Below are 24,703 nucleotides of genomic sequence, written 5' to 3'. Positions count from 1 at the left end.
TTTATGAGAAGTTTTATTGAACTAATAGTTAAAAGACCAGTAGCAGTTTTTATGGGTATAATTGCACTGGTCATACTTGGTGCAGTAAGTCTTTCAAGGCTTCCTGTAGATTTTTTGCCTGACATGGAGCTTCCTTTTATTAGTATCAGAACTACTTATGATAATGCAGGTCCTGAAGAGGTAGAAAAATCTGTTTCTAAGATAATTGAGGGAGCTGTTTCATCAGTTAATAACATTAAAGAGGTAAGTTCATCTTCGGAAGAAGAGGACTCAAGAGTTTTTATTGAGTTTAACTGGGGCAGTGATTTAGCTTCTGCTACTGCTGATATAAGAGAGGCAATAGATAGAATAAGAAAATCGCTTCCAGATGATGCTGAAAGTCCTGCAGTTTATAAATTTTCTACTGATAATATACCTGTTATGGAAATATCTTTTTACGGCACTGAGAATTTATCTGCTTTATACAATTTAGTTGATAATCAAATATTAACTAGTATAGAACAGGTTGGCGGTGTTGCTATGGCTGAGATTAGAGGGGGACTTAAAACTCAGATTAAAGTTGATGTTGATATGAATAGGCTTCAGGCTTACGGACTTGATATCAATACTATTGTAAGCACTTTAGCTACTGAAAATCAGAATATATCAGGCGGAGAGACTTATGAAGGTGTTTATAAATATACTTTAAGAACTACAGGAGAGTTTAAAACCGTTGATGATATAGGAAATGTTGTTGTAGCTTTAAAAACTAATAGCACACCTATAAGACTTAGAGAGCTGGCAACTATATATGAAGGCTATGATGAAGACGGAGATGTTATTAAAGTTAATGGTACTCCTGCTGTTAATGTTTCTATCAATAAAGAATCAGGTGCTAATACAGTTGCAGTTTCTGATGGTATAAAGAAAAGACTTGATACTCTTAATCTCCCTGAAGGTATAAAATACGAAGTATTATTTAACAGTGCTGATAATGTTAATAATGCTATAAAAGGGGTTCTTGATACCGCTTGGCAGGGAGGATTATTTGCCGTTATAATACTTATGCTTTATTTATGGAATGTGAGAACTGTACTTATCATAGCAATATCCATTCCTATGTCTATTATAGTTACATTTACTTTGATGTATTTCTTTGGAACTACTTTAAATATTATTTCTTTATCAGGTCTTGTACTTGGTATTGGTATGATGGTTGATAACTCTATTGTTGTGCTTGAAAATATATTCTTCTATAGAAATAATGGTTATGGTAAGTATTCATCTGCTATAGATGGTACTTCTACTGTAGCTCTTGCGATATCTGCTTCTACTCTTACTACAATAGCAGTATTTTTACCTTTCCTTTTTGTAGAAGGTCAGACTGGTCAGATGTTTAGAGATTTATGTATTACTGTTACTGTTTCTATGATAGCTTCTTTGGCAGTTGCTTTAACTATTGTACCTATGCTTGGGGCTAGACTTGTAACTACTAAAAAATCTAAATTCTTATCCAAATTTGAAGATTTCTTTGATAAGCATTTCCACTCAAAAGTTAATTATGTATATGAAAAAATATTAACTTATTCAGTTTATCATAAAAACAGAGTATTAATTCCTGTTATAACTATCGTATTTTCTGTAATTATTGTTGGATTAATATTTATAGGTAAAGAGGGTTTCCCTGAATCTGACGAGGGACAATTTAGAGCTAGTATTACTATGCCTATAGGTACTAGAAAAGAACAGACCGGTGCTTTCATTGACAGAATGAGAAAAGATGTAGAAGAGGTTGTCGGAAAAGATTTAAGCAGAATTCAAACTAGAGCAAGATCCGGTTCTGATGCAAATAAAGGTGAAATCAGAGCTAAACTTATAGATAAATCTGACGGAAGAACTATGGAGACTGCTGAATATGTTGAGCTTGTAAGAAAAAAATTAGCAAGCTATCCTGCTACAATTAATGTCGATTTAGTAAGCAGCATGAGGGGCGGCGGAAATAGTGATTCCAGCGGTATTGACATAGATATAGTTGGTGAAGATTTAACTAGAGCCAGAGAGCTTGCTAATAATGTAATAGCTGCTTTGCAGGATGTTCCTGGACTTAGAGATGTTCGTTTGAAAAAAAGTGATGCGAGTCCAGAACTTAATGTTACTGTTAATAGAGATTTAGCTTCTAAAATGGGACTTAATATAAATACTGTTGCTAACTCTATTAAAACAAGTTTCGGAGGTACTACTGCTACTAGAATGACTCCGGATAATTCTGATGTTACTGATATTGATGTTATAGTAAGATTAAATGAAAGAGATAGAATCAATATAGATGATGTTAATAGAATGCTTATACCAACTCCTGCTGGAATGGTTCCGGTATCTGCTATAGCAAATGTAGATAAAAGTTTTGCTCCTTCAGAAATAGAGAGAAAAAATGACAGCAGAATAACTTCAATTACTGCCTCAGGATATGGAAGACCTATGAATCAGATAATGGCTGATGTACAGGCTGCTATAAATGAGAAAGTATTCTTACCTTCCGGCTTCTCAATAGTTTATTCAGGAGATTATGAAGATATGAATGAGGCATTCGGTCAGCTTATACAGGCTTTATTCTTGGCTTTAGTATTAGTTTATGCTATTATGGCAAGTCAGTTTGAATCTTATATAGCTCCTTTTGTTATTGCTCTTGCTATACCTTTTGGTTTTGCAGGATCTCTTACACTATTATTTATTACAGGACAAACTTTAAGTGTATACAGCGGTATTGGGGTTATAGTTCTTATTGGTATAGTAGTTAATAATGGTATTGTACTTATTGACTATATGAATCAGCTTATGCATGAGAAAAAGATTAACGGTGATAAAGCTGCTTTAATAGCAGGTCCTAGGAGATTAAGACCGGTTTTGATGACTTCTCTTACTACAATATTAGGTCTTCTTCCTATGGCATTATCAAGCGGAGAAGGTAATGAGATGTATCAGCCTTTATCATTAGCAGTTCTTGGAGGACTAACAGTTTCTACTATGTTTACTCTTGTTATAGTACCTACTGTTTATGCTGCTATTAGAAATAGAATACCGCTTAAAGATTATGATGCTAAAGATTTGGCTAGTGTTGAAACAGGAACAGGTATTGATGATGCTTTAAGCACTCCGGGTAAATAATAGATAAACATAAATAAAAAATAAAGAGCTTAAGTTATAGTACTTAAGCTCTTCATTATTGTAGTTTATATTAATTTAAGCATATAATTTTAACTTATAGTAATAAAATGTACTTATCATTAAAACTCAAATAATATTTATTGTCCTTTTGTATATGTATCAGCTGATGTAGAAATAGTAGTAGGGGATCCAGAAGAAGAAGATACTTTAGTAAAATTAGCATCAGAAGCACTATAATTTACATTTACATGTTGTATAGTAAAAGTTGTAGTTGTTGTATCAAAATTTAATACTGTATTAGGATAATTCATAGCAGTAGAAGTATAAGAATGACCGCTTTTAGTAAAATATGCAGCAGGAATTTTATAATTTCTCATTATTGAGCTTGATGTTATTGTTAAAGTAACTAAAGTAGATGTAACATTAATTTTTATTGTTGTACTATTACCTTTGGTTGCTGTATATGTTCCAGTATAAGTATTATCTATAGTAGTAGTTTTTTGTGTTTTTGAAAGCATTCCTTCCATTACGACACTACCTGAAGAAGCATCTCTTATTTTTAAATAGCCTACATCTGTATTGAAATTCATGTTGCCAGTATAGCCATCTTTATATACGACATAGTTTTTTTCACCAATAGGATTGGAATCTAAAAGACTGAATTTACTATTAAAATTATCTTTTACAAAATCTATTGCTGTTCCTGATGATGTTTTTAATCCTGTAATTCCTCCATTAGCTATAGTAACAGTATCGCCATTTACTGATCCATCTTCGCTGTAAAAATACCAAGTACCATCATGAGTTGATGATAAACCATCTGGTTTTTGCAAGTTTTGACTATCGTCACCTGGAACAGTAGTACTATCGGAATTTGTTACATTGTTTCCGCATCCTACAAAAATTATATTGCTTAAAATTAATAAAAATGTGAGTATTTTTTTCATATTTTCTCCTTTATTTTTTCATGAAAACATATTAACATAACATATTAAACATTTAAGTCAATATTTTTGGAACTGAATATAGTTTATTTAAACTTTCTATAAAATTATTATATACTTAAAATCCAAATTTATTATTATAAAAAAGGACATTATCTATTAAAGAAAATGCCCTAATAATTTCATAAATTAATTTTTTAATTAATTTGGCTTCCAATTTGTATCAAACTCAAATTCACATACAATTTTATTAGACTCAATAGTTTTATAGAATTTCTTTCCTGAATTTCTAAAACTAGATTTATTAAAAGTATCACTTGAATTTTTTGGTGTTAAAGTTATAGTGATAATTTGCGTAGATCTGCCTTGTGAAGTAATATTTGGAGGTGTTACTTCATAATTAATTTTCCCATTTTGTATTCCTGCAAATGCTTTATCAAGTCCTCCTTTTAAGGAATTTGGAGTAACATAAACATCTAATTTATAGTCTGTTAAACTATAGTCATTAAAAGCATAATTAATTGGAAAAGTAACAGATTTAGTAGTTGATGTTTCAGTAACTGATATTACAGGAGATTGATCTGTCATACTATTTATTTCAGCATTTAATGTTTCTATAGTTAGAGTGGCATTTTTGTCTTCATCAGTAGTAGAATCTGTTGTGTTATTTTTACAGCTTACAGACAATACCAAAACTAACATTAAAGATAGAATGAGTTTATTTTTCATTAATATTTCTCCTTTTTCTAATTAATTTGCTATATTATAAATTATTTATTTTTTAAGTAAACTATTTAGAAGTATATTTTTGCTATAAATTATAAAAAGTTATGAATAAATTAATATATATTTTAAATGTATAACTTATAATTTTATTTTATGATGCTGAATAATATTATATGTAATTAAAATAAATTGAATCTTTAATATGATATTTAAGATAAAGTTATGAATATTTAATTTTAAGATTAATTAATAAAGTGTTAACAGATTATGTTTTAAAGTTAATATTTTTATATATTTATTTGCAGTAAAAAATGTAATATTATTTAAAGTATATAAAAATATCTTATCACTTTATTTAAAATTTTTTATGTATAAAAAATTAAACTTTCGACTAAATTGTTAAAACATACAAAAGTTATAAAATACCATTGCAATAAATAAGAAATAGTTATATGGTTCTTTAACTAGTCATTTAAATTTTTGTTTAAAATCTATATAGTTAGATAAAAAATCTAATAAGGACTTAAAGGAATATGCAAGAAAAAATCAATGAATTAAGAAAAAGAAAAGAGAAAATAGAAGAAGGCGGCGGCAAGGAAAAAAATGAAGAGCGTCATAAAAAAGGTAAATTAACAGCCAGAGAGCGTATATTACAACTTTTAGACGAAGGTACTTTCTGCGAGATCGATGCTTTTATAGAGCATAGATGCAGTGATTTTGGTATGGAAAAAAATAAAGTTGCCGGAGAAGGTGTAGTTACAGGATACGGAAAAATTAACGGAAGACAGGTATGTATATATGCTCAGGACTTTACTGTTATAGGCGGTTCATTAGGACAAATGCATGCTGCTAAAATTTGTAAGGTGCAGGATATGGCTATAAAATTAGGCTGTCCTTGTATAGGTATTAATGATTCTGGCGGAGCTAGAATACAGGAAGGCATTGACTCTTTAAGAGGATACGGCGATATATTCTATAGAAATGTTCAGGCTTCTGGTGTTATACCGCAGATATGTGTTATAATGGGACCTTGTGCGGGCGGAGCTGTTTATTCGCCTGCTTTGATGGACTTTATCTTTATGACTGATAAAGGATCTAATATGTTTATAACAGGTCCTCAGGTAGTAAAAGCCGTAACAGGAGAACAGGTTTCTGCTGAAGAACTTGGAGGAGCTTATGTTCATAGTAAAACTTCAGGTGTTGCTTCTTTAATGTTCCCTGATGAAGTTTCTACATTAGAAGGTGTTAAGAAATTATTATCTTATATACCTCAGAATAATTTGGAAGATGTGCCTTTAGATAATACAGATGATGATCCTAACAGAGCGGATGAAGAATTATCTAATGTTCTTCCAGACAGCCCAAACAAACCTTATGATATAAAAGATATTATAAAAAGAGTTGTTGATAACGGAGAGTTTTTTGAACTTCAGCCTTTATTTGCCACTAATATAGTTATATGTTTTGCTCGTCTTGATGGAAAGTCTGTTGGTATAATAGCTAATCAGCCTAATTCTATGGCGGGTGTACTTGATATTAATGCTGCTGATAAAGCTGCAAGATTTATTCGCTTCTGTGATAGTTTTAATATTCCTCTTATCACATTAGTTGATACTGCCGGATATTTACCAGGCGTAGGACAGGAGCATAATGGTGTTATTAGACATGGTGCTAAACTTTTATATGCTTATTCGGAGGCTACTGCTCCTAAAATTACTCTTATCATAAGAAAGTCTTACGGCGGAGCTTATATCGCTATGTGTTCTAAACATTTGGGTGCTGATATGGTTTATGCTTGGCCTTCTGCTGAGATTGCTGTTATGGGACCGGACGGTGCTGCTAATATCATATTCAAAAAAGAAATAGATAAAGCTGATGATCCTAAAAAAGTAAGAGCTGAAAAAATAGAAGAATATAAAAAAGAATTTGCTAATCCTTACAGAGCTGCTGTAAGAGGTTATGTAGATGATATAATAGAGCCTGAATATACTAGAAGTTATTTGATTAATGCATTGCATCTTTTAAAAAGCAAGAGAGAAACAAGACTTCCTAGAAAACATGGCAATATACCTCTATAAAATTTAATTTTAAATAATTAAGGAGAATTAAATGGAACATAATGCAGCTATTACAATATTCGGTATAATGTCTGTTTTTATAGTTGCTTTAGTTTTTTATATATTGTCTTTAGTTTTGGGAATGATTTTCAAAACTAGGAATATAAAGAAAGAAGAAGAAATTATAAAGGTAGTAGAGGAAAGTAAAACTAAAGAAGAGGATTTAATAGATGATACTGAACTTGCAGCAGTGTTAACCGCTTCAATATCAGTTTATACAGGTATGTCTAATAATAAATTTATTATTACATCTATTAAAGAGTCTAAAACTCCTATATGGGGAATGGTTGACAGAGTAAATAAATTAAAATGATAATTTATTAATATAAAAAATAGTTAGCTTAAAAAAGCTTTATATTTTTATTAATAAAAGATTGATAGTCTTATAACTAAAGTTGTTATAGATTAGAATATTATAAAATATAAAAACATTTTGTGGAGAATAATATTATGACTAAGCAATATAAAATCACAGTTAATGGAAAAACTTATGATGTATCAGTAGAGGAGATAAGAACTGTAGCTTCAAATAAAACAGTATCTACTATAGTTAATGCCCCGGTAAATACATCAAAACCTGTTTCAGAATCAAAACCGGCATCAGCTCCGACAGTTTCAGCAGCTTCTGCTCCTATAGATGAAAATGCTATATCAATAAAAGCTCCTATGCCTGGTACTATAGTATCATTTAATGTTGCGGTAGGAGATAAAATTAATGAAGGTCAGGTTGTAGCTATATTAGAGGCTATGAAAATGGAAAATGAAATTACAGCTCCTGCTTCAGGAGAGGTGAAGTCTATACATGTTGAAAAGGGTTCTTCAGTTGTAGAGGGTCAGGTTATATTACAAATTAAGTAATATAAAGGGGTGAATATGAATAATGCTTTAGGTTTGGATTTTAACAATTTATTTACAGGTTTTTATCCGCCGACTTTAGCCCAAGTTATAATGATGCTTTTAGGAGCATATCTTATATATATGTCTATATATTATAAGAAAAAACCTCTGCTTCTTCTTCCTATGGGAGTTGCAATATTAGCTGCTAATATGCCGCTTCCTAAAATGACAGAAGATGTAGTAAATGGTTTTTTGGGTTTAATTCATAGCGGTGCAGACAGCGGCGTGTATCCTGTATTGGTATTTTTTGCGGTTGGTACTATGATAGATTTAGGACTTGTACTTGCAGATCCTAAAAATTTCTTTATAGGTGCTAGTTCTCAGATTGGCATACTTATAGTATTTTATATTATGAGTTCTTTGAATTTAGGAGAAGGTTTATCTGCTGCTGCTTCAATTATAGGTGCTGCTGACGGGTCTTTGGCTATGTATATGACTTCTCTAATTACAGAGCCTAAATATTTTGCTGCTATTGTTATGGCTGCTTATCTTTATATGGAGCTTCTTCCTTTGCTTCAATCAGGACTTACAAAAGTTTTGACTACTGCAAAAGAAAGAAAAATTCCTATGAATTATTTGAGACATGTTTCAAGAGGAGAGAAAATTATATTTGCAGTTATTGCTATGGGGCTTTGCGGAATATTCTTGGCAAACTCATTTCCTCTTATAGCTGCTCTTTTATTCGGAAGTATTTTGAGAGAATCAGATATTATAAAAAATTTCTCAGTTAATTTGCAAAAATCTTTAACAGGAATACTTACTATGCTTATAGGAATAGCAATAGGTTCTTCTGCTTCAGCTGAATATTTTATGACATTAAATACAGTGATGATATTTGCTTTCGGATTATTGTCATTGATATTAAGCACTACAATAGGTATAATTGCTGCGAAAGTTATTAATATATTATCAGGCGGTAAAGTTAATCCTATAATAGGTTCTGCAGGTTTAAGTGCTTTTCCTATTCCTGCTTGGGGAGCACATGTTTACGGACAGGAAAATAGTTCATCTAACTGTCTGCTTCTTCATGCAATGGCTGTTAATATTTCAGGCATAATATCCGGTGCTATTGTTATGGGTATACTTCTTACATTCTTCCATTAATTAAAAATAAATTTAATGATTATATATAATACTTAAACCCTGTTTATTAATTTAAATAGGGTTTTTTTATATAAAAAATCTCATTCATTACACTATAAAAAATAATAAAATTAATATATAATTATTAGTATAAAAAATATTTATGGAAAAACTATGGTAAAAAGATTAACATTAAAAAATGGTACAAGAGTTGTTTTAGAAAAAATGCCGATGCTTGATACTGTTTCTATAGGCTTTATATTTTTAACAGGCAGCGCCAATGAAAAAAAAGAAGAAAACGGATATACTCATTTTATAGAGCATATGCTTTTTAAAGGCACTGATAAAATTAGTGCAAAAGAACTTATTAGAAATATAGAAGGGGTTGGCGGTATATTCAATGCTTTTACTTCAAGACATTTAACTTCTTTTTATATCAATATAATATCTAAATATTTTGACAGAGCAGTTGATACTTTGGAAAATATTATGCTTTATTCTGCTTTCAGAGAAGATGATATAAACAGAGAAAAAAAAGTTATAATTGAAGAGCTTAAAATGTCAAATGATACTCCTGAAGAAATATCAGCCAATCAATTTTTTGCTGCTGCTTATAAAGGCACTTCTATGAGTTTTCCTATAGGAGGAAATATTAATAATATAAAAAAAATAAGCAGAGAAAAAATTTATTCTTATTTTAAAGATCATTTTAATTCTAATAATTTAATTATATCTATAGCAGGAGATTTTGATATTAATTATGCAGTAGACAGACTTGAAAAAATAAAATTAGAAAAAGGAACTAGAACAGTTAATGATGATCTTCCTTTTTATTATAAAACTATAACTAAAGAAAAACAGGAAATTAATCAGGTTTATTTTTCGCTTGTAACACCTTCATATAATGCATGCGATAATAAAAAAAGATATGCTATGAATATAGTTAATGATATATTCGGAGGAAGTTCCTATTCAAGATTATTTCAATCAATAAGAGAAAATAAGGGACTTTGTTATAATATATACAGTTATAATTCCAGCTTTATAAACGGCGGTACATTTGAGATACATGGTTCTACTAGTTTGGATAAATATGCACAGACTATAGAAAGTATATATTATGAAATAGAAAAATTGGTTAATGAAAGAATATCAGAGGAAGAGCTTGAAGAGGCTAAAGAGAGCTATAAAGGGTCTATGGCATTTAGTAAATTTAATGCGGAATTTATAATGAATAAAAATGCAAGGCATGAATTATATACATCTAAATATATCTCATTTAATGAGCTTTATAATATAATAGATAAAGTAGATTTACAATTAATTAATGATGTTATAGATGAAAAATTGATGAATAAAAAATTCTTCTTAACATCTGTAGGAGCTAGCGGTACTAAAGATATAAGTAAGGCTTTAAGCAGCAAACTTAAATTAAATTAATAATAATGTTTGAAATGTATTGAATATTTATGCCGTTATTATATATAATTTTTTATAAATATTGACTTTTAAAATATATTATGTATAATATTGTTAGGAATTAATATATTTATAAGGTTGTTTTTTAGTGTTTGGTAATTTAACTAAATCTATATCTAATGTATTCTCTAAAATACAAGGAAAAAAAGTCCTTACAGATAAGGATATAACAGATAGTCTATTAACTATCAAAGAAGCCTTACTTTCTGCTGATGTATCCTTAGAAGCTGCTGATAAATTTCTTGAAGAAGCTACTAACAGAGCTATAGGCAAAGAAAAATTAGAAGGCGTAGATCCTGCCAATCAATTTGTGGCTGATGTTCATGATACATTGGTTAATATGATAGGTGAGGGTGAAAGCGGTTTAAAATTAGAGCCTGTTGAGAAAACTACTATTACATTATTATTTGGTTTGCAGGGTTCTGGTAAAACTACTACATCCGCTAAATTAGCTAAATATTATAAAGATAAAAGACGCGTTATGCTTGTAGGTCTTGATGTTCACAGACCGGCCGCCATGGAGCAGCTTGCAGTTTTGGCTAGAGAAGTAGGTGTTCCTTATCATATAGATACCAAAGAAAAAAAAGCATATAAAATACTTAAAAAAGCTCTTTCTATAGCTAAAAAAGAGCAGTATAATATGATATTAGTTGATACTGCAGGACGCCTAGAGATAGATGAAGAAATGATGCTTGAATTAAGACGCGTTGTAAACTCTGCTAATGTTACAGAAAAAATATTAGTTGTGGATTCTACAGCAGGTCAAAGTGTTTATGATGTTGCCAAAAATTTCCAAAATAATATTGGAATTAATGGTGTTATACTTACAAAATTTGATTCCGGAGTTAGAGGCGGTGCAGCCTTATCTCTAAAATATGCTACCGGTTCATCTGTTAAGTTTGTCGGAGTAGGTGAACATTTAGATGATATTGATGTATTTGATGCCAAGAGAGTAGCCGGACAAATACTTGGTATGGGCGATATAGTAAAATTAGTAGAAAAAGCCCGTGCTGCTATAAGTGAAAAAGAAGCTCAGGAAATGCTTCAAAAAGTTATAGAAAATAATTTTGATTATAATGATTTCTTAAAACAAATTGAAGCTACTGCTAAAATGGGCGGTCTTAGCAAAATGACATCTATGATTCCGGGTATGGCTAATGTAGATACTGAACTTCTAAGCCGTGAAGAAGAAAAATTTAAAAAGTATAAAGCTATTATACAATCAATGACTAAAAAAGAAAGATTAGCCCTATTTCCTTTGAATAATTCAAGAAAAATGAGAATATCCAAAGGAAGCGGTCAAAGTGTTTATGATGTAAATCAGTTAATAAAACAGTTTACTATGATGAAAAACATGATGGGCAGCACTAAAAAGATGGATAAGCTCGCAAAGTCCCTAGAGGGTATGGGTATGTCTATAGATGATTTAAACAAATTAATGTAAATAAACTTGGAGGAAAAGAAAGGTGGTAAAATTAAGATTAAAACGTATAGGTCGCAAACATGAGCCTCATTATCGTATAGTGGCTGCAGATGCTCGTTTCCCACGCGATGGTCGTTTTATTGAAGAGCTAGGTTGGTTTAACCCTAAAGCTAAAGATGTATTATATAAGTTGAATGTAGAAGGCTTAAAAAAATGGCTTTCTAATGGTGCACAGCCAACTTATGTGGTAAAAAGCATTCTTGTTAAAGAAGGCTTGATGGAAAAAGATAAAGGTGCTCCTCTTGAAAGAAAGAAAAAAAGAGCATTGAAAAATCCTGAAAAAAGGCGCAAACATCGTAAACAAGCTAAGCCTGAATCTGCTGAGGAGAAAAGCGAAGCTTAATTACGTCTATAATATATAAAGGAGTGTGCTATGACGGAAGAAAAAGAGCTTATTGAGTATTTGGCTAAAAAGTTAGTGGATGAGCCTGAGGGTGTGAGTGTTAAGGTTATTGAAGGTGAGAAGAGTACGATTCTGGAATTGAAAGTGAACCAAAGCGACATAGGTAAAATTATAGGTAAAAGAGGTCGTATTGCTCATGCATTGCGTACTATTCTTTTTGCTGCTTCCATGAAAAGTGGTAAACGTGTAATGCTTGAGATTATTGACAATTGATTTTTTTTTACGGCAAAATCACAGGTTTACATGGTTTAAAAGGAGAGGTAGAAATTGCTTTTTCTGATAAGAGTTATTTTACCTCTCTTCCTATTTTAAATAAAGATACACCTGTTATCATCGATAATCAGACATTTACTCTATTAAATGTTAAAAAGAAAAATAAATCTTTCGTGTTCCTATTAAAAGAGATAAATACTATAGAAGAGGCTCAAAAATTAATAGGACTTGATATATTTATAGATTCTTCATATTTGCCTCAATTAGATGATGATACTTTCTATGAGGGTGAATTAATCGGATATAAAATCATAGATACTGACAATAATATTTATGGTGAGATAACAGATGTATACAGTCTTCCTTCAAATTATGTATTTGAAATTAAATTAAAAGAAAATAATAATATAGTTTCAATACCATTTGTTAAGGCATATTTTGGAGATTCTGATAAAATAAATAAAACTATAACAATAATACAAAAACCTATATTTGATGATGATTAGTATTAAAAAAATATTTTTTTACCTTTGATTATATTACCAAGTTATTAAACTTGAATAAAATTAAAGGATATAAAATGAAACAAATTATAACAATATTTATTGTTTTAATGTCTGCTTTTATAATATCATGCGGACAAAAAACTTCTGATAATACAGATAATCATTCATCGCATTCTATGGATAGCATGCATAGCAAAGGCTCTGAAATTATAGACTTAATGCACGCTCCTATGATGGAACAGCCGTTTCAAAAAACTAAGAATATTGATGCTGATTTTTTAGTGAACATGATTCCGCATCATCAGGGTGCTATTATATCTTCAAAAAAATTATTAGAAACAACTACTAATGAAGCTTTAATAACTTTGGCTAATAATATAATAGCAGAACAAGAAAAAGAAGTAAGCGAGTTTACAGATTTAGTTACTGAATTAAAAAATAAAAATACAAGCTATGAAGATATAGATACATCTATTCTGGGTGATGAAATGGAGAAGATTATGAATAATATGATGAAGGATATGTCTTCTATTAAAGCTGCAGGAGATAATGACATAGATTTCTTAAAGGGTATGATACCTCATCATCAGGCGGCTGTTGATGTTTCAAAGAAGATACTAGAATATACTAAAGATGATAAAATAAAAGAAATTGCAAATAGGATAGTAACAGCACAAGAAAAAGAGATAAACGATATGAATAATATGTTAAATAATTATTAATATTTACTTTTTTATAATAGGGGGTAATTTAATACCTCCTATTTTTTACTTTAAACTTTAGAATTGACAAATTGATTAATTCTAGTATAATCTATATACTTAAATATGGTGATGTATTATGGCTAGTAAAAAGGATAAAAAATCAGGCAGTAATGCTATTTCATCTGGGGAGATAGTAAAAAATAAAAAGGCTCTATTCAATTACGAGTTTATAGAGAAATTTGAGGCGGGAATTGTTTTGCTTGGTACAGAAGTAAAATCTCTTAGAGAAAGAAGTGTTAATATGGCTGACAGTTATGCTTCTTTTAAAAAAAATGGAGAGCTTTTTATAGTTAATATGCATATATCGCCTTACCATTTCGGAAATAGAAATAATCATGAACCTTTAAGAGAAAGAAAACTCTTGATGAAAAAAAGGGAATTAAGGAGATTATACGGAAAAATAAAGGAACAAGGACTTACTTTAATTCCGGTTAGCTTGTATTTCTCAAGAGGAAAAGTTAAAGTGGAATTAGCTTTGGCAAGAGGTAAAAAACTTCATGATAAAAGAGAGACCCTAAAAAGAAAAACTTTAGATAGAGAAATGGAAAGATATATAAAAAGATAAAATAAGTTTATTCATAAGATAAAGAATTTCTTATATAAAATTCTATTTTAGTAATATTATCCGATACTTCCTTAATATTTGTTTTTTTATCTTTTTCTGTTTTATATTTTTTTAATGAATCTATGAATTCTATTAGTAAATTTTTCATATTTTCCATAGAAATTTTTTCAAATTTTTTTGCTAAAACTTCTATTTTTTCTATAGTGCTGTAATCTATATTGTTTATACCGCTGAAAACTATATCAGATAAAAGCAGTTCTAAATCTCTTAATAAATCAAAAATCATATATATTATTACCTATTATTATCTTTTATCTTCAATAAATTAAGCCTGTATAGACATGGTATATCTTTTTTTACTGTAACAATATAAAAAATAGAAGATATAAATATTCCTATCAAAGCTGTTATTAAAGATAAATTACTCATAACAAATACAGTTTGATATAATATCAATATACATATAGGTATATATATTCCTCCTGCTAAAGCAGTAAGTATTAAAAAGAAAAAGAATACAAATATAGGATTGCCCATAACTGTATTGTTAAATATATATTCACTGCCAATATGAATGGCAAATGTTTCAAGATATAAGTATATTGTTGAAATACATGCCAGAATAAAAAATGCTATAGCATATATTTTTTCTCTTTTCATTAAAAATCCTGCTATAAAAAATACTATAAGTATAACAGAAAAGATATAACTGTCTAAAAGCAGAAAACAAGCTGATATTAATAATTCTGTCAATATTATCAATATCATGAGGGTAAAATTCTTTTTAATAGAGGCAAATCCAAAAAAAGTATATATTATAATTTTTGATTTACTGTTTCTATATTCTTCATATATATGCTTAAAGTAGCTTATAAATATTAATGCTATAGATACCAAGAACAGAGACGGAAATAAAGTTGATGTTATTAATATTGAACTTTTAATATTTAAATCATCAGTATCTCCGATTAATAATTTTGAAGATATTCTATTTTCTTTTTCTTCTTTTATATTTATATAGGCATATTCTTCATAGGATATATTAGTATTTCCTGTTGAACCTACATAAAGTATATGCATAAGTACAATACCATTTCCAGGATTTTTTAAATTTAATTTAGCTTTTGCTATTCCATTTTCATCGGTAGGAACAACATATATATTAGTATACATATTAACTGCTTCATTTGTATTTAATTGTGTATCTGCATTTTCATCTATTTCTTTTAAAAGTATTTCTTCTTTTTGATCCTCATCTATTTCAAAATCAAACACATCAGGGTTCAATGATGTGAATCTAACTAATCTATTAACAAGAGGAAATCCTCTTCTTTCAAGCATTATAGATATTTCATTTTGTGTATTTGTTTCATTTGATTCATTAGTTTCATTCGATTCTTTATATATGATAAAATTATTTTCTTTTTCATAAGTAAATTTATACTCAGGATCTTTATTAGTTGTATTATTTTGAGCATACACTGCATTTAATATTGCAAGAAATATTATTAAATATTTTAGCATTTATAAAAATCTCCTGATAAAGAAATGAAATTAATGATTGTTATTAATTATCGAACAAATTAATAAAATTAAATAATATAATTTTTTATATTATTTAACCTTATTAATTCTTTATGATACGAAAAAGTTTTATTAACAATAATAATAACTACCAAAAATAATAATCGTAAAAAAAGAACACTATCTTTTTTAAAGATTAGTGTTCTTTATTTTTTATTTGTATAGCTATTAATTATTTTATAAGAGCAACTATCTCTTCATTTTTTACTATTAAATATTCTGTATCGCCTTCTTTTATTTGAATACCAGCATATTTATCATATATAACTATATCGCCTTTTTTTACTTTTATATCTTCGCTGTCGCCTACTTCTATAACTTCTGCTTTCTGAGTTTTTTCTTTAGCTGTATCTGGAAGAAGTATTCCGCTTGAAGTTTTTTCTTCTTGTTCTAATACTTTTAGAAGTACTCTATCTGCTAATGGTTTAATAGATGACATATTGTATATCTCCTTAAAATGTATTTATTTCGATAATTTTTTTAATAATTTTTGCTATATTCTATAATAAAAAATGTTAAAAGTCAATAACTTATAAAGAGCAATATTATTTAGTATTGTATAATAACATTAATAGGGTATTTATCTATTTCTTTTCTTCCATTTAATTCTTTTAATTCTATTAAAAAAGATGAGCCTACAACTATGCCTTCTAATTTTTCAACCATTTTTATCATAGCAAGTGCAGTGCCGCCTGTAGCTATTAGATCATCAACTATTAAAACTCTTTCACCTTTTTTAATGGCATCTTCATGCATATATAGTGTATCTGTACCATATTCTAAAGCATATTCTTCTGAAATGGTTTTATAAGGCAGCTTTCCTTTTTTTCTTACAGGGATAAAGCCGCAGTTCATTTTATAAGCCAATGCTGAACCTATTAAAAATCCTCTGCTTTCTGCTCCGACTATATAATCTATTTTCTCATTACTTATTTGTTCTGCCATTTTATCTATGGCATATTTGAATGCATCTTTATTTTGAAGTAAAGTAGTGATATCTCTAAAAAGTATTCCTTTTTTAGGATAATCTTGAATATTTCTTATATAATCTTTTAACTCCATGTAACACCTCGTTTTAATAAAAAAATAGTTATGTAAATAATTACACAGTTTTTTATTATAATACTTTTATTAAAAAAATCAATTAAAAATATTGCTTTTAATAAACATAATTTTAATGTATTATTATTTATATAGGAGAAAATTATGAATTACTATATTGGTATAGATTTAGGAACTTCATCTGTAAAGACTTTAATAATGGCATCTAATGGTAAAATAGAAGCATTATCTCAAAAAGATTATGATTTTGATAAACCTCACTATAATTTTGCAGAGCAGGATGTTAATGTATGGTGGGAAAGCACTGTATTTACAATAAAAGATTCTTTAAATCAATTAGTAAAAATAGATTCAAATTATAATATTAAAGGAATAGGCTTTTCCGGACAAATGCATGGACTTGTGGCTTTAGATAAAAATGGAAATGTTTTAAGAAAAGCTATATTATGGTGTGATTCAAGGAGCCTTAAAGAGATTGAATATATAAACAGTAAAATAGGTTTAGAAAATATAATGCAGATAAATCATAGTCCTATAGCTGCGGGATTTTTACTTCCTTCTTTGCTTTGGATAAAAAATAATGAGCCTCATATTTATAAAAATATTGATAAAGTAATACTTCCTAAAGATTATATAAGATATAAATTAACAAATTGCATTGCCTCTGATATAACAGATGCAGCTGCTACAGGAGTTTTTGATAGTAATAAATCTTGTTGGTCTGATTATATAATAGAAAAATTAGGTTTAGACATAAATATTTTTCCTGATATTTTTTATCCTTATGAAGTATCTGGGACTATTACGGAAAAGTCTAGTAAAGAAACAGGATTAAAAAAGGGCATACAAGTTTCTTATGGAGGAGCTGATCAAGTTATGCAGGCTGTAGGCAACGGCATAATAAATACAAATACGGCATCAATTACTATAGGTACAGGCGGACAAATTTTAATGCCTGTAGATAAACCTGTTTATGATAAAAAGAATATGGCTTCTCATACATTCAATTTTTTATTTCCTAATACTTGGTATTATTTAGGTGCTGCTTTATCTTCTGGTTTAGCATTGAAATGGGCTAAGAATAATTTTTGCAATGCAGGTGAAACTTTTAAAGATATAGATTTAAAAGTAAAAGATATAAAAGCAGGCAGCAATGGAATAATATTTCTTCCTTATTTAGCTGGTGAGAGAACTCCTTATATGAACAGTAATGCTTCTGCTATGTTTGTAGGATTAACTTTAAGTCATGATAGATATCATATTTTAAGATCTGTTATGGAGGGAGTAGTATATTCTTTAAAAGACTGTTTTATGATTTTGACTGATGATTTAAATATGGAATGCAGTAAATTAATAGCTTCTGGAGGAGGATCTTATAGTGATGTATGGCTTCAGATTCAGGCTGATGTTTTAAATAGGGAAATTTATGTTTCAAAAACTAGAGAGCAGGCTGCATTGGGGGCGGCTATAACTTCTGCTGTTGCGAATAAAGAGTATCAAAGTTATGAAGAAGCTCTAAAAAACATTATAACTTATAATAACAAGCCTATAACTCCGATTAATGAGAATGTGAAAATTTATTCTGAATATTATGAGATATTTAAAGAATGTTATAGAAGAAATTCTGAGTTAATGTATGCAATAAAAAATATAGCTTATTAAAATTAATATTTAATATATATTACGCACGCAGATAAGATTATAAATATAATAAGATTATATTATAAACTAATCTTTATCACTAAGCTTCATTAAAGCGTGCGTTAATAGGCATAAAAAATTTATTTAACACTTAGGGCGGGTGTTAAAATGACTGTTTTGATTGACAATAATAAATAATACAAAAATGACTGATAAGGCAGTGAAATCTATATGGCGGGCAAATGTAATTAAATTTTACAAATATATAAATATCAATGTTTATGAAATATACTACTTGATATTATTTGAGGAGATTTTATATATAGCTCTATCAAGAAAAATATTTGTTATATTGACATTATTAATATTATTTTCTTTTAATCTTTTTGCTAATTTTAAGTTTGGAATTAGTCCTAGAATTGGGGCTGATATAAATATAGCTGAAACCAAAGATTATAATAGTGTATTATTAGATCCTAGATTAGATATCAATTTTCAAATAGGATATGGATTTAAATTAAATAATGTTAATTTATTAAGCGGTATAGATCTTTTATTTGATTTTGGAATTAATGAACATATGGTATCTATAATGTATAATAATACATCTTTGATTAATAGGGTAATAGCTTTTGGAATATATACAGGAGCAGCTTTGAAATTTGATTTAACTAAAAATAATCAGCATCTTCTTGCAGGAATAGCTTTAGGTGTGTAGTTTAATCCTTTAGTAGATGCAAATTATAAATCAGTACCAATATCTCCTTATGTAAGATTATCATTTGAAAGAAAATTCTTTGAAACAGAAAAAATAGATTTTATTGCCGGTGTACATTTATCCTATGAGAATATGATTTTTAATGCTAATGATATGAATAATTTATTTTCTTTTCATAATGTTAGGCAATATCATTCTGTAGGTTTGATGCTGAGCTTTGGATTTTTCTTTGAGAATAGATAAAACTTATACAAAATGATAATCTCTAAATAAATTTCTATGTTATAATATATTTTTTAATTTAGCTTATATAATTAAAAATTAATAAAATCAAGAATTTATTTACATACCCCACCCTTTATTCTTTTTTATTCAATTTAGAATTTTTAACCTTCATCATATTTATAGCTTATTTAGAAATTTTAGCACCCGCCCAAGATTTTATTAGAGTAAAAAAAATTTTTAACGCACGATAAATTAAATTTTAAATGTGAATTTAGCTGCAAATACAAATTTTCATTATATATAAAAATCTACTTACCGTGCGTTTGGAAATAAATAAAACTACTCTAAATATGCATTAAAAAACCTATATAAACCCTGAGAATCATATTCAACATTTTTTAGTTTAGGTGAAACAAGCAAGGCTTCAGAATAAAAATATATAGGTACTATTGAATTGTCATTCATAAAAATATTCTCTGCTAAATGAAGTGCATGCATTCTTATATTATTATTTTTATTTGTAGAGGCTATGTTAATGTATTCATCAAATGCATTATTTGAATAAGATCCATAATTATTAGGGGCATCGCTTTTAAAAATGTTCAAAAAGTTGATAGGATCATTATAATCGGCATACCACAAATAAACTGCCATATCAAAATCTTTATTATACATATTCTGAAGATAAGAAGACCATTCATGCTTAATTATCCTCACATCAATATTTAAATTTTCTTTAAGCATAGTCTGAACAGCATCAGCAATATTTATATCGAACTCTCTTGTTGCTATAAGCAAATCAATAACAGGAAAGTTTCTTCCGTTTTGGTATCCGGCTTGTGATAATAATTTTTTAGCTTCTTCTAAATTTTTCTGATAGTTGGAAGATATTATATGCTCTACTCCTTTTTCTCTAAAATCTCCGTTTATGTCATTAATACCATAAGGAACTAAACTTACAGCAGGACGCTCTCCGCATCTTGTAATAGATTTTACTATATAATCTCTGTCTATAGCCAAAGATAATGCCCTTCTTACTCTATTATCTTTTAAAGCTTCTTTATTATTTAGATTAAATCTATAGTAATATGATGCAGCTACAGGTACAATATGAACTACTCCTTTTTTCTTTAGAGTCTCTATATCATTTCTTGGAAAAGGCTTAGCAAAATGAATAGAACCATTAAGAACACCCGCAAGAGAAGTATTAGGCTCTTCCATTAAAAGAAAAGTTAATTTATTAGGTTTTATATTTTCATTATTCCAATAATTAGTATTTCTCTCTAGTATTATGCTTTTATCAAAGTTTCTCTCTGTCATCTTAAAAGCACCGTTACCAATATAGCTTTCAGGTTTTAATGTCCATTCATCTCCGTATTTATTTATTATATCCTCACGCACAGGATAAAAAGGAGGGTAGGCTGTAAGCTCTAAAAAGTACGCAGTAGGACTGTTTAACTCTGCTTCAAAAGTATAATCATCTACCACCCTAACCCCAAGCTCTTCTATAGTTTTTTTGCCGCTTATTACTTCTTTAGCATTTTTTATCACTTCAAAATAATAGCTGTATTTATTAGCAGTTTTAGGATCAACGGCACGCCTCCAAGTATATACAAAATCTTTTGCTGTAACACTTTTTCCATCGCTCCATTTAGCATTAGTTCTTATGTGAAAAGTATAAATATTTCCTTCTTCATTGATATCCCAGCTTTCTGCTGCTCCGCCTATTATTTTATTATTTTCATCTTTTTTGGTAAGCCCTTCAAAAGCATGAAGAATATATATCATGGTAAGGTTATCAGTATTCAGAGTAGGGTCAATAGTTAAAGGCTCAGGGGCCAGATTTATCACTATATCATTATTTGTATTAATTTCTTTTTTTGAAACTTTTGAACATGATATTATTGAAAGTATTAGTAAATTGAAAGCAATTATTTTTTTTAGCATATATTTTCCTTTTTAAAGTTATAATTTTTTATAAAAGATATATTTATCCTTTTAATAATATTTTTCTTTAATCCTAAAAAGATTTCAGGATTAAATAAAATTGTATTTTTTTAACCTAAAATATCACTTATAGATTTTACACATAAATCAACAGCCTTATCTATATCTTCTTCATTAATTATAAGAGGCGGATTAAAATATATAACATTACCCAAAGGTCTCAATAATAATCCTCTCTGAAGTGCTTTTTTATATATTTGATAACCCATTCTAAGTTTAGAGTCAAAACCTTCTTTGGTATTTTTATCAGTAACTAATTCCATTGCATTAATAAGTCCTATATTTCTAATCTCTCCTATATTTGGGTAATTTAATAATTTTTCTTTTAATTTATTATTTAAATATTTTGCTCTTATTTGTGCCTTATTTAGAATATCATCTTCTCTTAAAACTTTTTGTACCGCCAAAGCAGCAGAACAGCCAAGAGGATTTCCGCTGTAGGTATGGCTATGCATAAAAGCCTTGCCTTCATTATAGTCAGCATAAAATGCATTGTATATTTTATCTGTTGTGATTGTTATAGCCATTGGCATGTAACCGCCTGTTAATCCTTTTGAAACGCACATTATATCAGGGCTTATATTAGCATGGTCGCATGCAAACATCTTTCCAGTGCGTCCGAAATTTGTAGCTATTTCATCAGCTATAAAAACTACATTATGTTTATCACAAAGCTCTCTTAACTTTTTTAAATAAAGCGGAGGATATATTCTCATTCCAGCAGAAGCCTGAAGCAAAGGCTCTATTATAACAGCACAAGTTTCATCAGCATGTTTTTCAAATTTTTTCTCAGCATCTATAAAGCATTCGCAATTGCAAGTTTCTCTGTTTTGATTATATTTGCATCTATAGCAGTCGGGAGCTTCTATATGAATAGTTTCCATAAGCATAGGCTTGTATATTTTTGCATATAAGTCCAAACTTCCAACTGATAATGCCCCTATAGTTTCACCATGATAACCATCTGTAAAACACATAAACTTTATTTTTTTAGTATTGCCTATTTGATGCTGATACTGAAAAGCCATTTTTAAGGCAGCTTCTACCGATGATGAGCCGTTATCTGAAAAATTAAATTTGCTAAGTCCTTTAGGAAGTATTTTTACAAGCTCTTCGCATAATTTAATAGCTCCTTCATGCGAGAAGTTTGCAAATATTACATGCTCTAATTTATCAAGCTGTGATTTTATAGAAGCATTTATTTTTTCATTGCAATGCCCAAGTAAATTGCACCACCAAGAACTTACAATGTCAATATATTTTTTGCCGTTTTTATCATAAAGATATATTCCTTTTGCTTTATCTATTATTATAGGAGGAAGCTCCTCATAATCTTTCATCTGTGAACAAGGATGCCAAATATATTTTAAATCCTTTTCTTCTAATGTCATAATGAGTCCTTTATTGAAGTACATAAAAATTGAAGTAAAAAATATTATTCAAAAATATTTTCTATATTTATATCATCTAATTTTAAGATTCCGTCTATAACAAAGCCTATAATTTTTACTCCCGTAATATCCTCTATCATTTTTTTATTATCATCATGCATTTCATTTGTTATTTCAAACCTATTTAATATCACACCATTAATTTTTAATTTTTTACTTCTCATATATTCTATAGTTAATACAGTAGAATTAATTGTACCAAGTCCTGCATCAGCTACTATTAAAGACGGCAAGTCAAGTTCTTTTATAATATCTTCTAAAAAAATTTTTTTATTATTATCATATCGAATAGGGCATATTATACCGCCGCTTCCTTCCACTATCATATAATCATGTACTTTATCTATATTTTTATAAGCATTTTTTATAAACTCCATATTGGGAGGATTCCCCTCAATTTGTGCTGCCAAATGAGGGGAATAGGCATGCTTATAAGTGTATGACACCATTTCATCATAAGAATCTTTTAAATCTGCTTTTTGTTTTACATACCAAGCATCGCTGTCCGTTATATCATCACTTCCGCTTAATGCTGCTTTATAATAACCTATATTTAATCCTTTATCTTTCATTTTTTTAGCGATTAATGCTGATACATAAGTTTTACCTATATCAGTACCAGTGGCAGTTATAAAAAGTGCTTTAGACATATTAATAAAATCCTAAATAAAAAATTTAATCTTCTGTTAAAATAATTTCATATCCCAAATCTTCAGCCATTTTTTTATCTGTTTCTATTGAAATGCCGGAAGTGGTGAGCATATCTCCTGTTATAGCAGCATTTGCCCCAGATAAGAAGCATGCTCTTCCTTTATCTTTTAAAAGTCCTCTTCCGCCTGCAAGTCTTATAAATGCTTTAGGGTTAATAAATCTGTATATTGCCACTATTCTTTTCATATCATCTTCAGTGAGAGGCTTAATATTTTCAAAAGGCGTGCTTGCTATAGGATTAAGCATATTAACAGGAATAGACATAATGCCTAAATCTCTTAATTCTAAAGCCATGTCAATTCTATCTTCCCAAGTTTCTCCCATACCCATAATGCCTCCGCTGCATACAACCATTCCGGCTTTTTGTGCCACCTTTATAGCTTTAATTTTATCATCATAACTATGAGTAGTACAAACATTAGGAAAGAAATTTCTTGAGGCTTCCAAATTATTATGCACTCTTCTAAGTCCGGCTTCTTTCATCTTTTTAAACCCTTCTTCATCTAAAAGTCCCAAAGATGCACATACATATCCGTCTGTTTCTTTATTAAGAGTTTCTATTGCATTATATACTTCATCGATCTCTTTTCCGTATAATGCTCTGCCTGATGTTACTATAGAGTATCTTAAAACACCTTTATCAAAATCGCTTTTTCCCTGCTCCAGAATTTCTTCTTTATTTAGAATATCATATTCATCGCATTTTGTATCATAGTGAGATGACTGAGCACAGAATTTACAGTTTTCTGAACATTTTCCGCTTTTGGCGTTTATTATAGAGCACATATCAAATACATTAGAACAGAAATGTTTTCTTATATTATCAGCGGCTTTGCATAAATCTTCTAATGGAGAATCAACTAATTTTAAAGCATCTTCCTTTGTTATATTATATCCATTAATTATTTTATGTCTTAATTCTTCAATATTTATTTCTTCTTTTATAATTAAATCTATATTACTCATTTTTTAATCTCCTA

General features: G+C 28.9%; 24 protein-coding genes. 14 read left to right on the top strand and 10 right to left on the bottom strand.

All coding sequences use genetic code 11. The annotated features are described in order from the left end of the window. Positions 1-3: 3 nt before the first annotated feature. Entirely contained in the window at positions 4-3,144 is a 3,141-nt protein-coding gene (locus BFL38_RS07395; protein WP_069726445.1) for an efflux RND transporter permease subunit, read from the top strand. Between the two features lie 137 nt (positions 3,145-3,281). Here the strand turns inward: BFL38_RS07395 and BFL38_RS07390 are convergent, their stop codons facing one another. Further along, the gene (locus BFL38_RS07390) at positions 3,282-4,091 is read right to left on the bottom strand and encodes a hypothetical protein (RefSeq protein WP_069726444.1); all 810 of its coding nucleotides are present in this window, start codon (positions 4,089-4,091) and stop codon (positions 3,282-3,284) included. 198 nt (positions 4,092-4,289) lie between these two features. After that, positions 4,290-4,817: a hypothetical protein gene (locus BFL38_RS07385; RefSeq protein WP_069726443.1), complete on the bottom strand. Its 528-nt coding sequence runs from the start codon at positions 4,815-4,817 to the stop codon at positions 4,290-4,292. 530 nt (positions 4,818-5,347) lie between these two features. Here BFL38_RS07385 and BFL38_RS07380 point away from each other — a divergent pair. The 11 genes from BFL38_RS07380 (at position 5,348) to smpB (ending at position 14,324) form a co-directional block, all read left to right on the top strand. Then, positions 5,348-6,892, top strand: a complete 1,545-nt coding sequence (locus BFL38_RS07380) for an acyl-CoA carboxylase subunit beta (RefSeq protein ID WP_069726442.1) — start codon at positions 5,348-5,350, stop codon at positions 6,890-6,892. A gap of 31 nt (positions 6,893-6,923) precedes the next feature. Then, entirely contained in the window at positions 6,924-7,244 is a 321-nt protein-coding gene (locus BFL38_RS07375) for an OadG family transporter subunit (protein ID WP_069726441.1), read from the top strand. A gap of 137 nt (positions 7,245-7,381) precedes the next feature. Then, positions 7,382-7,789 (top strand): biotin/lipoyl-containing protein, encoded by a 408-nt coding sequence (locus BFL38_RS07370; RefSeq protein ID WP_069726440.1) that lies wholly within the window; start codon positions 7,382-7,384, stop codon positions 7,787-7,789. A gap of 15 nt (positions 7,790-7,804) precedes the next feature. Next, positions 7,805-8,932 (top strand): sodium ion-translocating decarboxylase subunit beta, encoded by a 1,128-nt coding sequence (locus tag BFL38_RS07365; protein WP_069726439.1) that lies wholly within the window; start codon positions 7,805-7,807, stop codon positions 8,930-8,932. 153 nt (positions 8,933-9,085) lie between these two features. Continuing rightward, positions 9,086-10,351 (top strand): M16 family metallopeptidase, encoded by a 1,266-nt coding sequence (locus tag BFL38_RS07360; RefSeq protein ID WP_069726438.1) that lies wholly within the window; start codon positions 9,086-9,088, stop codon positions 10,349-10,351. Between the two features lie 127 nt (positions 10,352-10,478). Further along, on the top strand, positions 10,479-11,834 hold the full coding sequence (locus BFL38_RS07355) for a signal recognition particle protein (protein WP_008722095.1): 1,356 nt from the start codon (positions 10,479-10,481) through the stop codon (positions 11,832-11,834). A 22-nt stretch (positions 11,835-11,856) separates the two neighbouring features. Further along, complete coding sequence (gene rpsP, locus BFL38_RS07350; protein ID WP_013113612.1) at positions 11,857-12,216, top strand: 30S ribosomal protein S16; 360 nt, start codon at positions 11,857-11,859, stop codon at positions 12,214-12,216. 30 nt (positions 12,217-12,246) lie between these two features. Next, positions 12,247-12,489: a KH domain-containing protein gene (locus BFL38_RS07345; protein ID WP_008726607.1), complete on the top strand. Its 243-nt coding sequence runs from the start codon at positions 12,247-12,249 to the stop codon at positions 12,487-12,489. Continuing rightward, the gene (gene rimM / locus BFL38_RS07340; protein WP_069726437.1) at positions 12,486-12,995 is read left to right on the top strand and encodes a ribosome maturation factor RimM; all 510 of its coding nucleotides are present in this window, start codon (positions 12,486-12,488) and stop codon (positions 12,993-12,995) included. Before BFL38_RS07345 ends, rimM begins: the two co-directional genes overlap by 4 nt. A gap of 74 nt (positions 12,996-13,069) precedes the next feature. Next, positions 13,070-13,717, top strand: a complete 648-nt coding sequence (locus tag BFL38_RS07335) for a DUF305 domain-containing protein (protein WP_069726436.1) — start codon at positions 13,070-13,072, stop codon at positions 13,715-13,717. A gap of 118 nt (positions 13,718-13,835) precedes the next feature. Next, complete coding sequence (gene smpB / locus BFL38_RS07330; protein ID WP_069726435.1) at positions 13,836-14,324, top strand: SsrA-binding protein SmpB; 489 nt, start codon at positions 13,836-13,838, stop codon at positions 14,322-14,324. Between the two features lie 7 nt (positions 14,325-14,331). Here the strand turns inward: smpB and BFL38_RS07325 are convergent, their stop codons facing one another. The 4 genes from BFL38_RS07325 to BFL38_RS07310 all read right to left on the bottom strand — a co-directional run bounded on the left by BFL38_RS07325 (position 14,332) and on the right by BFL38_RS07310 (position 16,970). Beyond that, a complete protein-coding gene (locus BFL38_RS07325) occupies positions 14,332-14,610 on the bottom strand; it encodes a hypothetical protein (protein WP_069726434.1) in 279 nt (92 codons plus the stop codon). 8 nt (positions 14,611-14,618) lie between these two features. Continuing rightward, positions 14,619-15,848, bottom strand: coding sequence for a hypothetical protein (locus tag BFL38_RS07320; RefSeq protein WP_069726433.1), 1,230 nt, complete (start codon positions 15,846-15,848; stop codon positions 14,619-14,621). A 232-nt stretch (positions 15,849-16,080) separates the two neighbouring features. Beyond that, positions 16,081-16,347, bottom strand: coding sequence for a co-chaperone GroES (locus BFL38_RS07315; protein ID WP_008722116.1), 267 nt, complete (start codon positions 16,345-16,347; stop codon positions 16,081-16,083). Between the two features lie 110 nt (positions 16,348-16,457). Then, positions 16,458-16,970 carry an adenine phosphoribosyltransferase gene (locus BFL38_RS07310; RefSeq protein WP_069726432.1) on the bottom strand — a complete coding sequence of 171 codons (513 nt, stop codon included), beginning with the start codon at positions 16,968-16,970 and terminating at the stop codon, positions 16,458-16,460. A gap of 144 nt (positions 16,971-17,114) precedes the next feature. Here BFL38_RS07310 and xylB point away from each other — a divergent pair, with 144 nt between their 5' ends. Both xylB and BFL38_RS15455 read left to right on the top strand, forming a co-directional pair. Beyond that, positions 17,115-18,632, top strand: a complete 1,518-nt coding sequence (gene xylB, locus BFL38_RS07305; RefSeq protein WP_069726431.1) for a xylulokinase — start codon at positions 17,115-17,117, stop codon at positions 18,630-18,632. A 184-nt stretch (positions 18,633-18,816) separates the two neighbouring features. Beyond that, on the top strand, positions 18,817-19,329 hold the full coding sequence (locus tag BFL38_RS15455) for a hypothetical protein (RefSeq protein ID WP_256097220.1): 513 nt from the start codon (positions 18,817-18,819) through the stop codon (positions 19,327-19,329). A gap of 564 nt (positions 19,330-19,893) precedes the next feature. Here BFL38_RS15455 and BFL38_RS07295 read toward each other — a convergent pair. The 4 genes from BFL38_RS07295 to bioB all read right to left on the bottom strand — a co-directional run bounded on the left by BFL38_RS07295 (position 19,894) and on the right by bioB (position 24,689). After that, on the bottom strand, positions 19,894-21,501 hold the full coding sequence (locus BFL38_RS07295; protein WP_069726430.1) for a peptide ABC transporter substrate-binding protein: 1,608 nt from the start codon (positions 21,499-21,501) through the stop codon (positions 19,894-19,896). A gap of 110 nt (positions 21,502-21,611) precedes the next feature. Beyond that, on the bottom strand, positions 21,612-22,952 hold the full coding sequence (bioA, locus tag BFL38_RS07290) for an adenosylmethionine--8-amino-7-oxononanoate transaminase (RefSeq protein WP_069726429.1): 1,341 nt from the start codon (positions 22,950-22,952) through the stop codon (positions 21,612-21,614). Positions 22,953-22,996: 44 nt separating this feature from the next. Continuing rightward, positions 22,997-23,662, bottom strand: a complete 666-nt coding sequence (gene bioD / locus BFL38_RS07285) for a dethiobiotin synthase (RefSeq protein ID WP_069726428.1) — start codon at positions 23,660-23,662, stop codon at positions 22,997-22,999. A gap of 25 nt (positions 23,663-23,687) precedes the next feature. Continuing rightward, the gene (gene bioB, locus BFL38_RS07280; RefSeq protein ID WP_069726427.1) at positions 23,688-24,689 is read right to left on the bottom strand and encodes a biotin synthase BioB; all 1,002 of its coding nucleotides are present in this window, start codon (positions 24,687-24,689) and stop codon (positions 23,688-23,690) included. Positions 24,690-24,703: the final 14 nt, after the last annotated feature.

Source organism: Brachyspira hampsonii (genome assembly GCF_001746205.1).
Taxonomy (GTDB): domain Bacteria; phylum Spirochaetota; class Brachyspiria; order Brachyspirales; family Brachyspiraceae; genus Brachyspira; species Brachyspira hampsonii_B.
Note: the sequence above shows the minus strand (reverse complement) of the source record. Positions and strands in the feature narration are given on the sequence as shown.

Bases quoted from the DNA above. Each gene is read 5' to 3' on its own strand.
- BFL38_RS07395 (WP_069726445.1), top strand. From the start codon at position 4: ATGAGAAGTTTTATTGAACTAATAGTTAAAAGACCAGTAGCAGTTTTT.
- BFL38_RS07390 (WP_069726444.1), bottom strand. From the start codon at position 4,091: ATGAAAAAAATACTCACATTTTTATTAATTTTAAGCAATATAATTTTT.
- BFL38_RS07385 (WP_069726443.1), bottom strand. From the start codon at position 4,817: ATGAAAAATAAACTCATTCTATCTTTAATGTTAGTTTTGGTATTGTCT.
- BFL38_RS07380 (WP_069726442.1), top strand. From the start codon at position 5,348: ATGCAAGAAAAAATCAATGAATTAAGAAAAAGAAAAGAGAAAATAGAA.
- BFL38_RS07375 (WP_069726441.1), top strand. From the start codon at position 6,924: ATGGAACATAATGCAGCTATTACAATATTCGGTATAATGTCTGTTTTT.
- BFL38_RS07370 (WP_069726440.1), top strand. From the start codon at position 7,382: ATGACTAAGCAATATAAAATCACAGTTAATGGAAAAACTTATGATGTA.
- BFL38_RS07365 (WP_069726439.1), top strand. From the start codon at position 7,805: ATGAATAATGCTTTAGGTTTGGATTTTAACAATTTATTTACAGGTTTT.
- BFL38_RS07360 (WP_069726438.1), top strand. From the start codon at position 9,086: ATGGTAAAAAGATTAACATTAAAAAATGGTACAAGAGTTGTTTTAGAA.
- BFL38_RS07345 (WP_008726607.1), top strand. From the start codon at position 12,247: ATGACGGAAGAAAAAGAGCTTATTGAGTATTTGGCTAAAAAGTTAGTG.
- BFL38_RS07335 (WP_069726436.1), top strand. From the start codon at position 13,070: ATGAAACAAATTATAACAATATTTATTGTTTTAATGTCTGCTTTTATA.
- smpB (WP_069726435.1), top strand. From the start codon at position 13,836: ATGGCTAGTAAAAAGGATAAAAAATCAGGCAGTAATGCTATTTCATCT.
- BFL38_RS07325 (WP_069726434.1), bottom strand. From the start codon at position 14,610: ATGATTTTTGATTTATTAAGAGATTTAGAACTGCTTTTATCTGATATA.
- BFL38_RS07320 (WP_069726433.1), bottom strand. From the start codon at position 15,848: ATGCTAAAATATTTAATAATATTTCTTGCAATATTAAATGCAGTGTAT.
- BFL38_RS07315 (WP_008722116.1), bottom strand. From the start codon at position 16,347: ATGTCATCTATTAAACCATTAGCAGATAGAGTACTTCTAAAAGTATTA.
- BFL38_RS07310 (WP_069726432.1), bottom strand. From the start codon at position 16,970: ATGGAGTTAAAAGATTATATAAGAAATATTCAAGATTATCCTAAAAAA.
- xylB (WP_069726431.1), top strand. From the start codon at position 17,115: ATGAATTACTATATTGGTATAGATTTAGGAACTTCATCTGTAAAGACT.
- BFL38_RS15455 (WP_256097220.1), top strand. From the start codon at position 18,817: ATGACTGATAAGGCAGTGAAATCTATATGGCGGGCAAATGTAATTAAA.
- BFL38_RS07295 (WP_069726430.1), bottom strand. From the start codon at position 21,501: ATGCTAAAAAAAATAATTGCTTTCAATTTACTAATACTTTCAATAATA.
- bioA (WP_069726429.1), bottom strand. From the start codon at position 22,952: ATGACATTAGAAGAAAAGGATTTAAAATATATTTGGCATCCTTGTTCA.
- bioD (WP_069726428.1), bottom strand. From the start codon at position 23,662: ATGTCTAAAGCACTTTTTATAACTGCCACTGGTACTGATATAGGTAAA.
- bioB (WP_069726427.1), bottom strand. From the start codon at position 24,689: ATGAGTAATATAGATTTAATTATAAAAGAAGAAATAAATATTGAAGAA.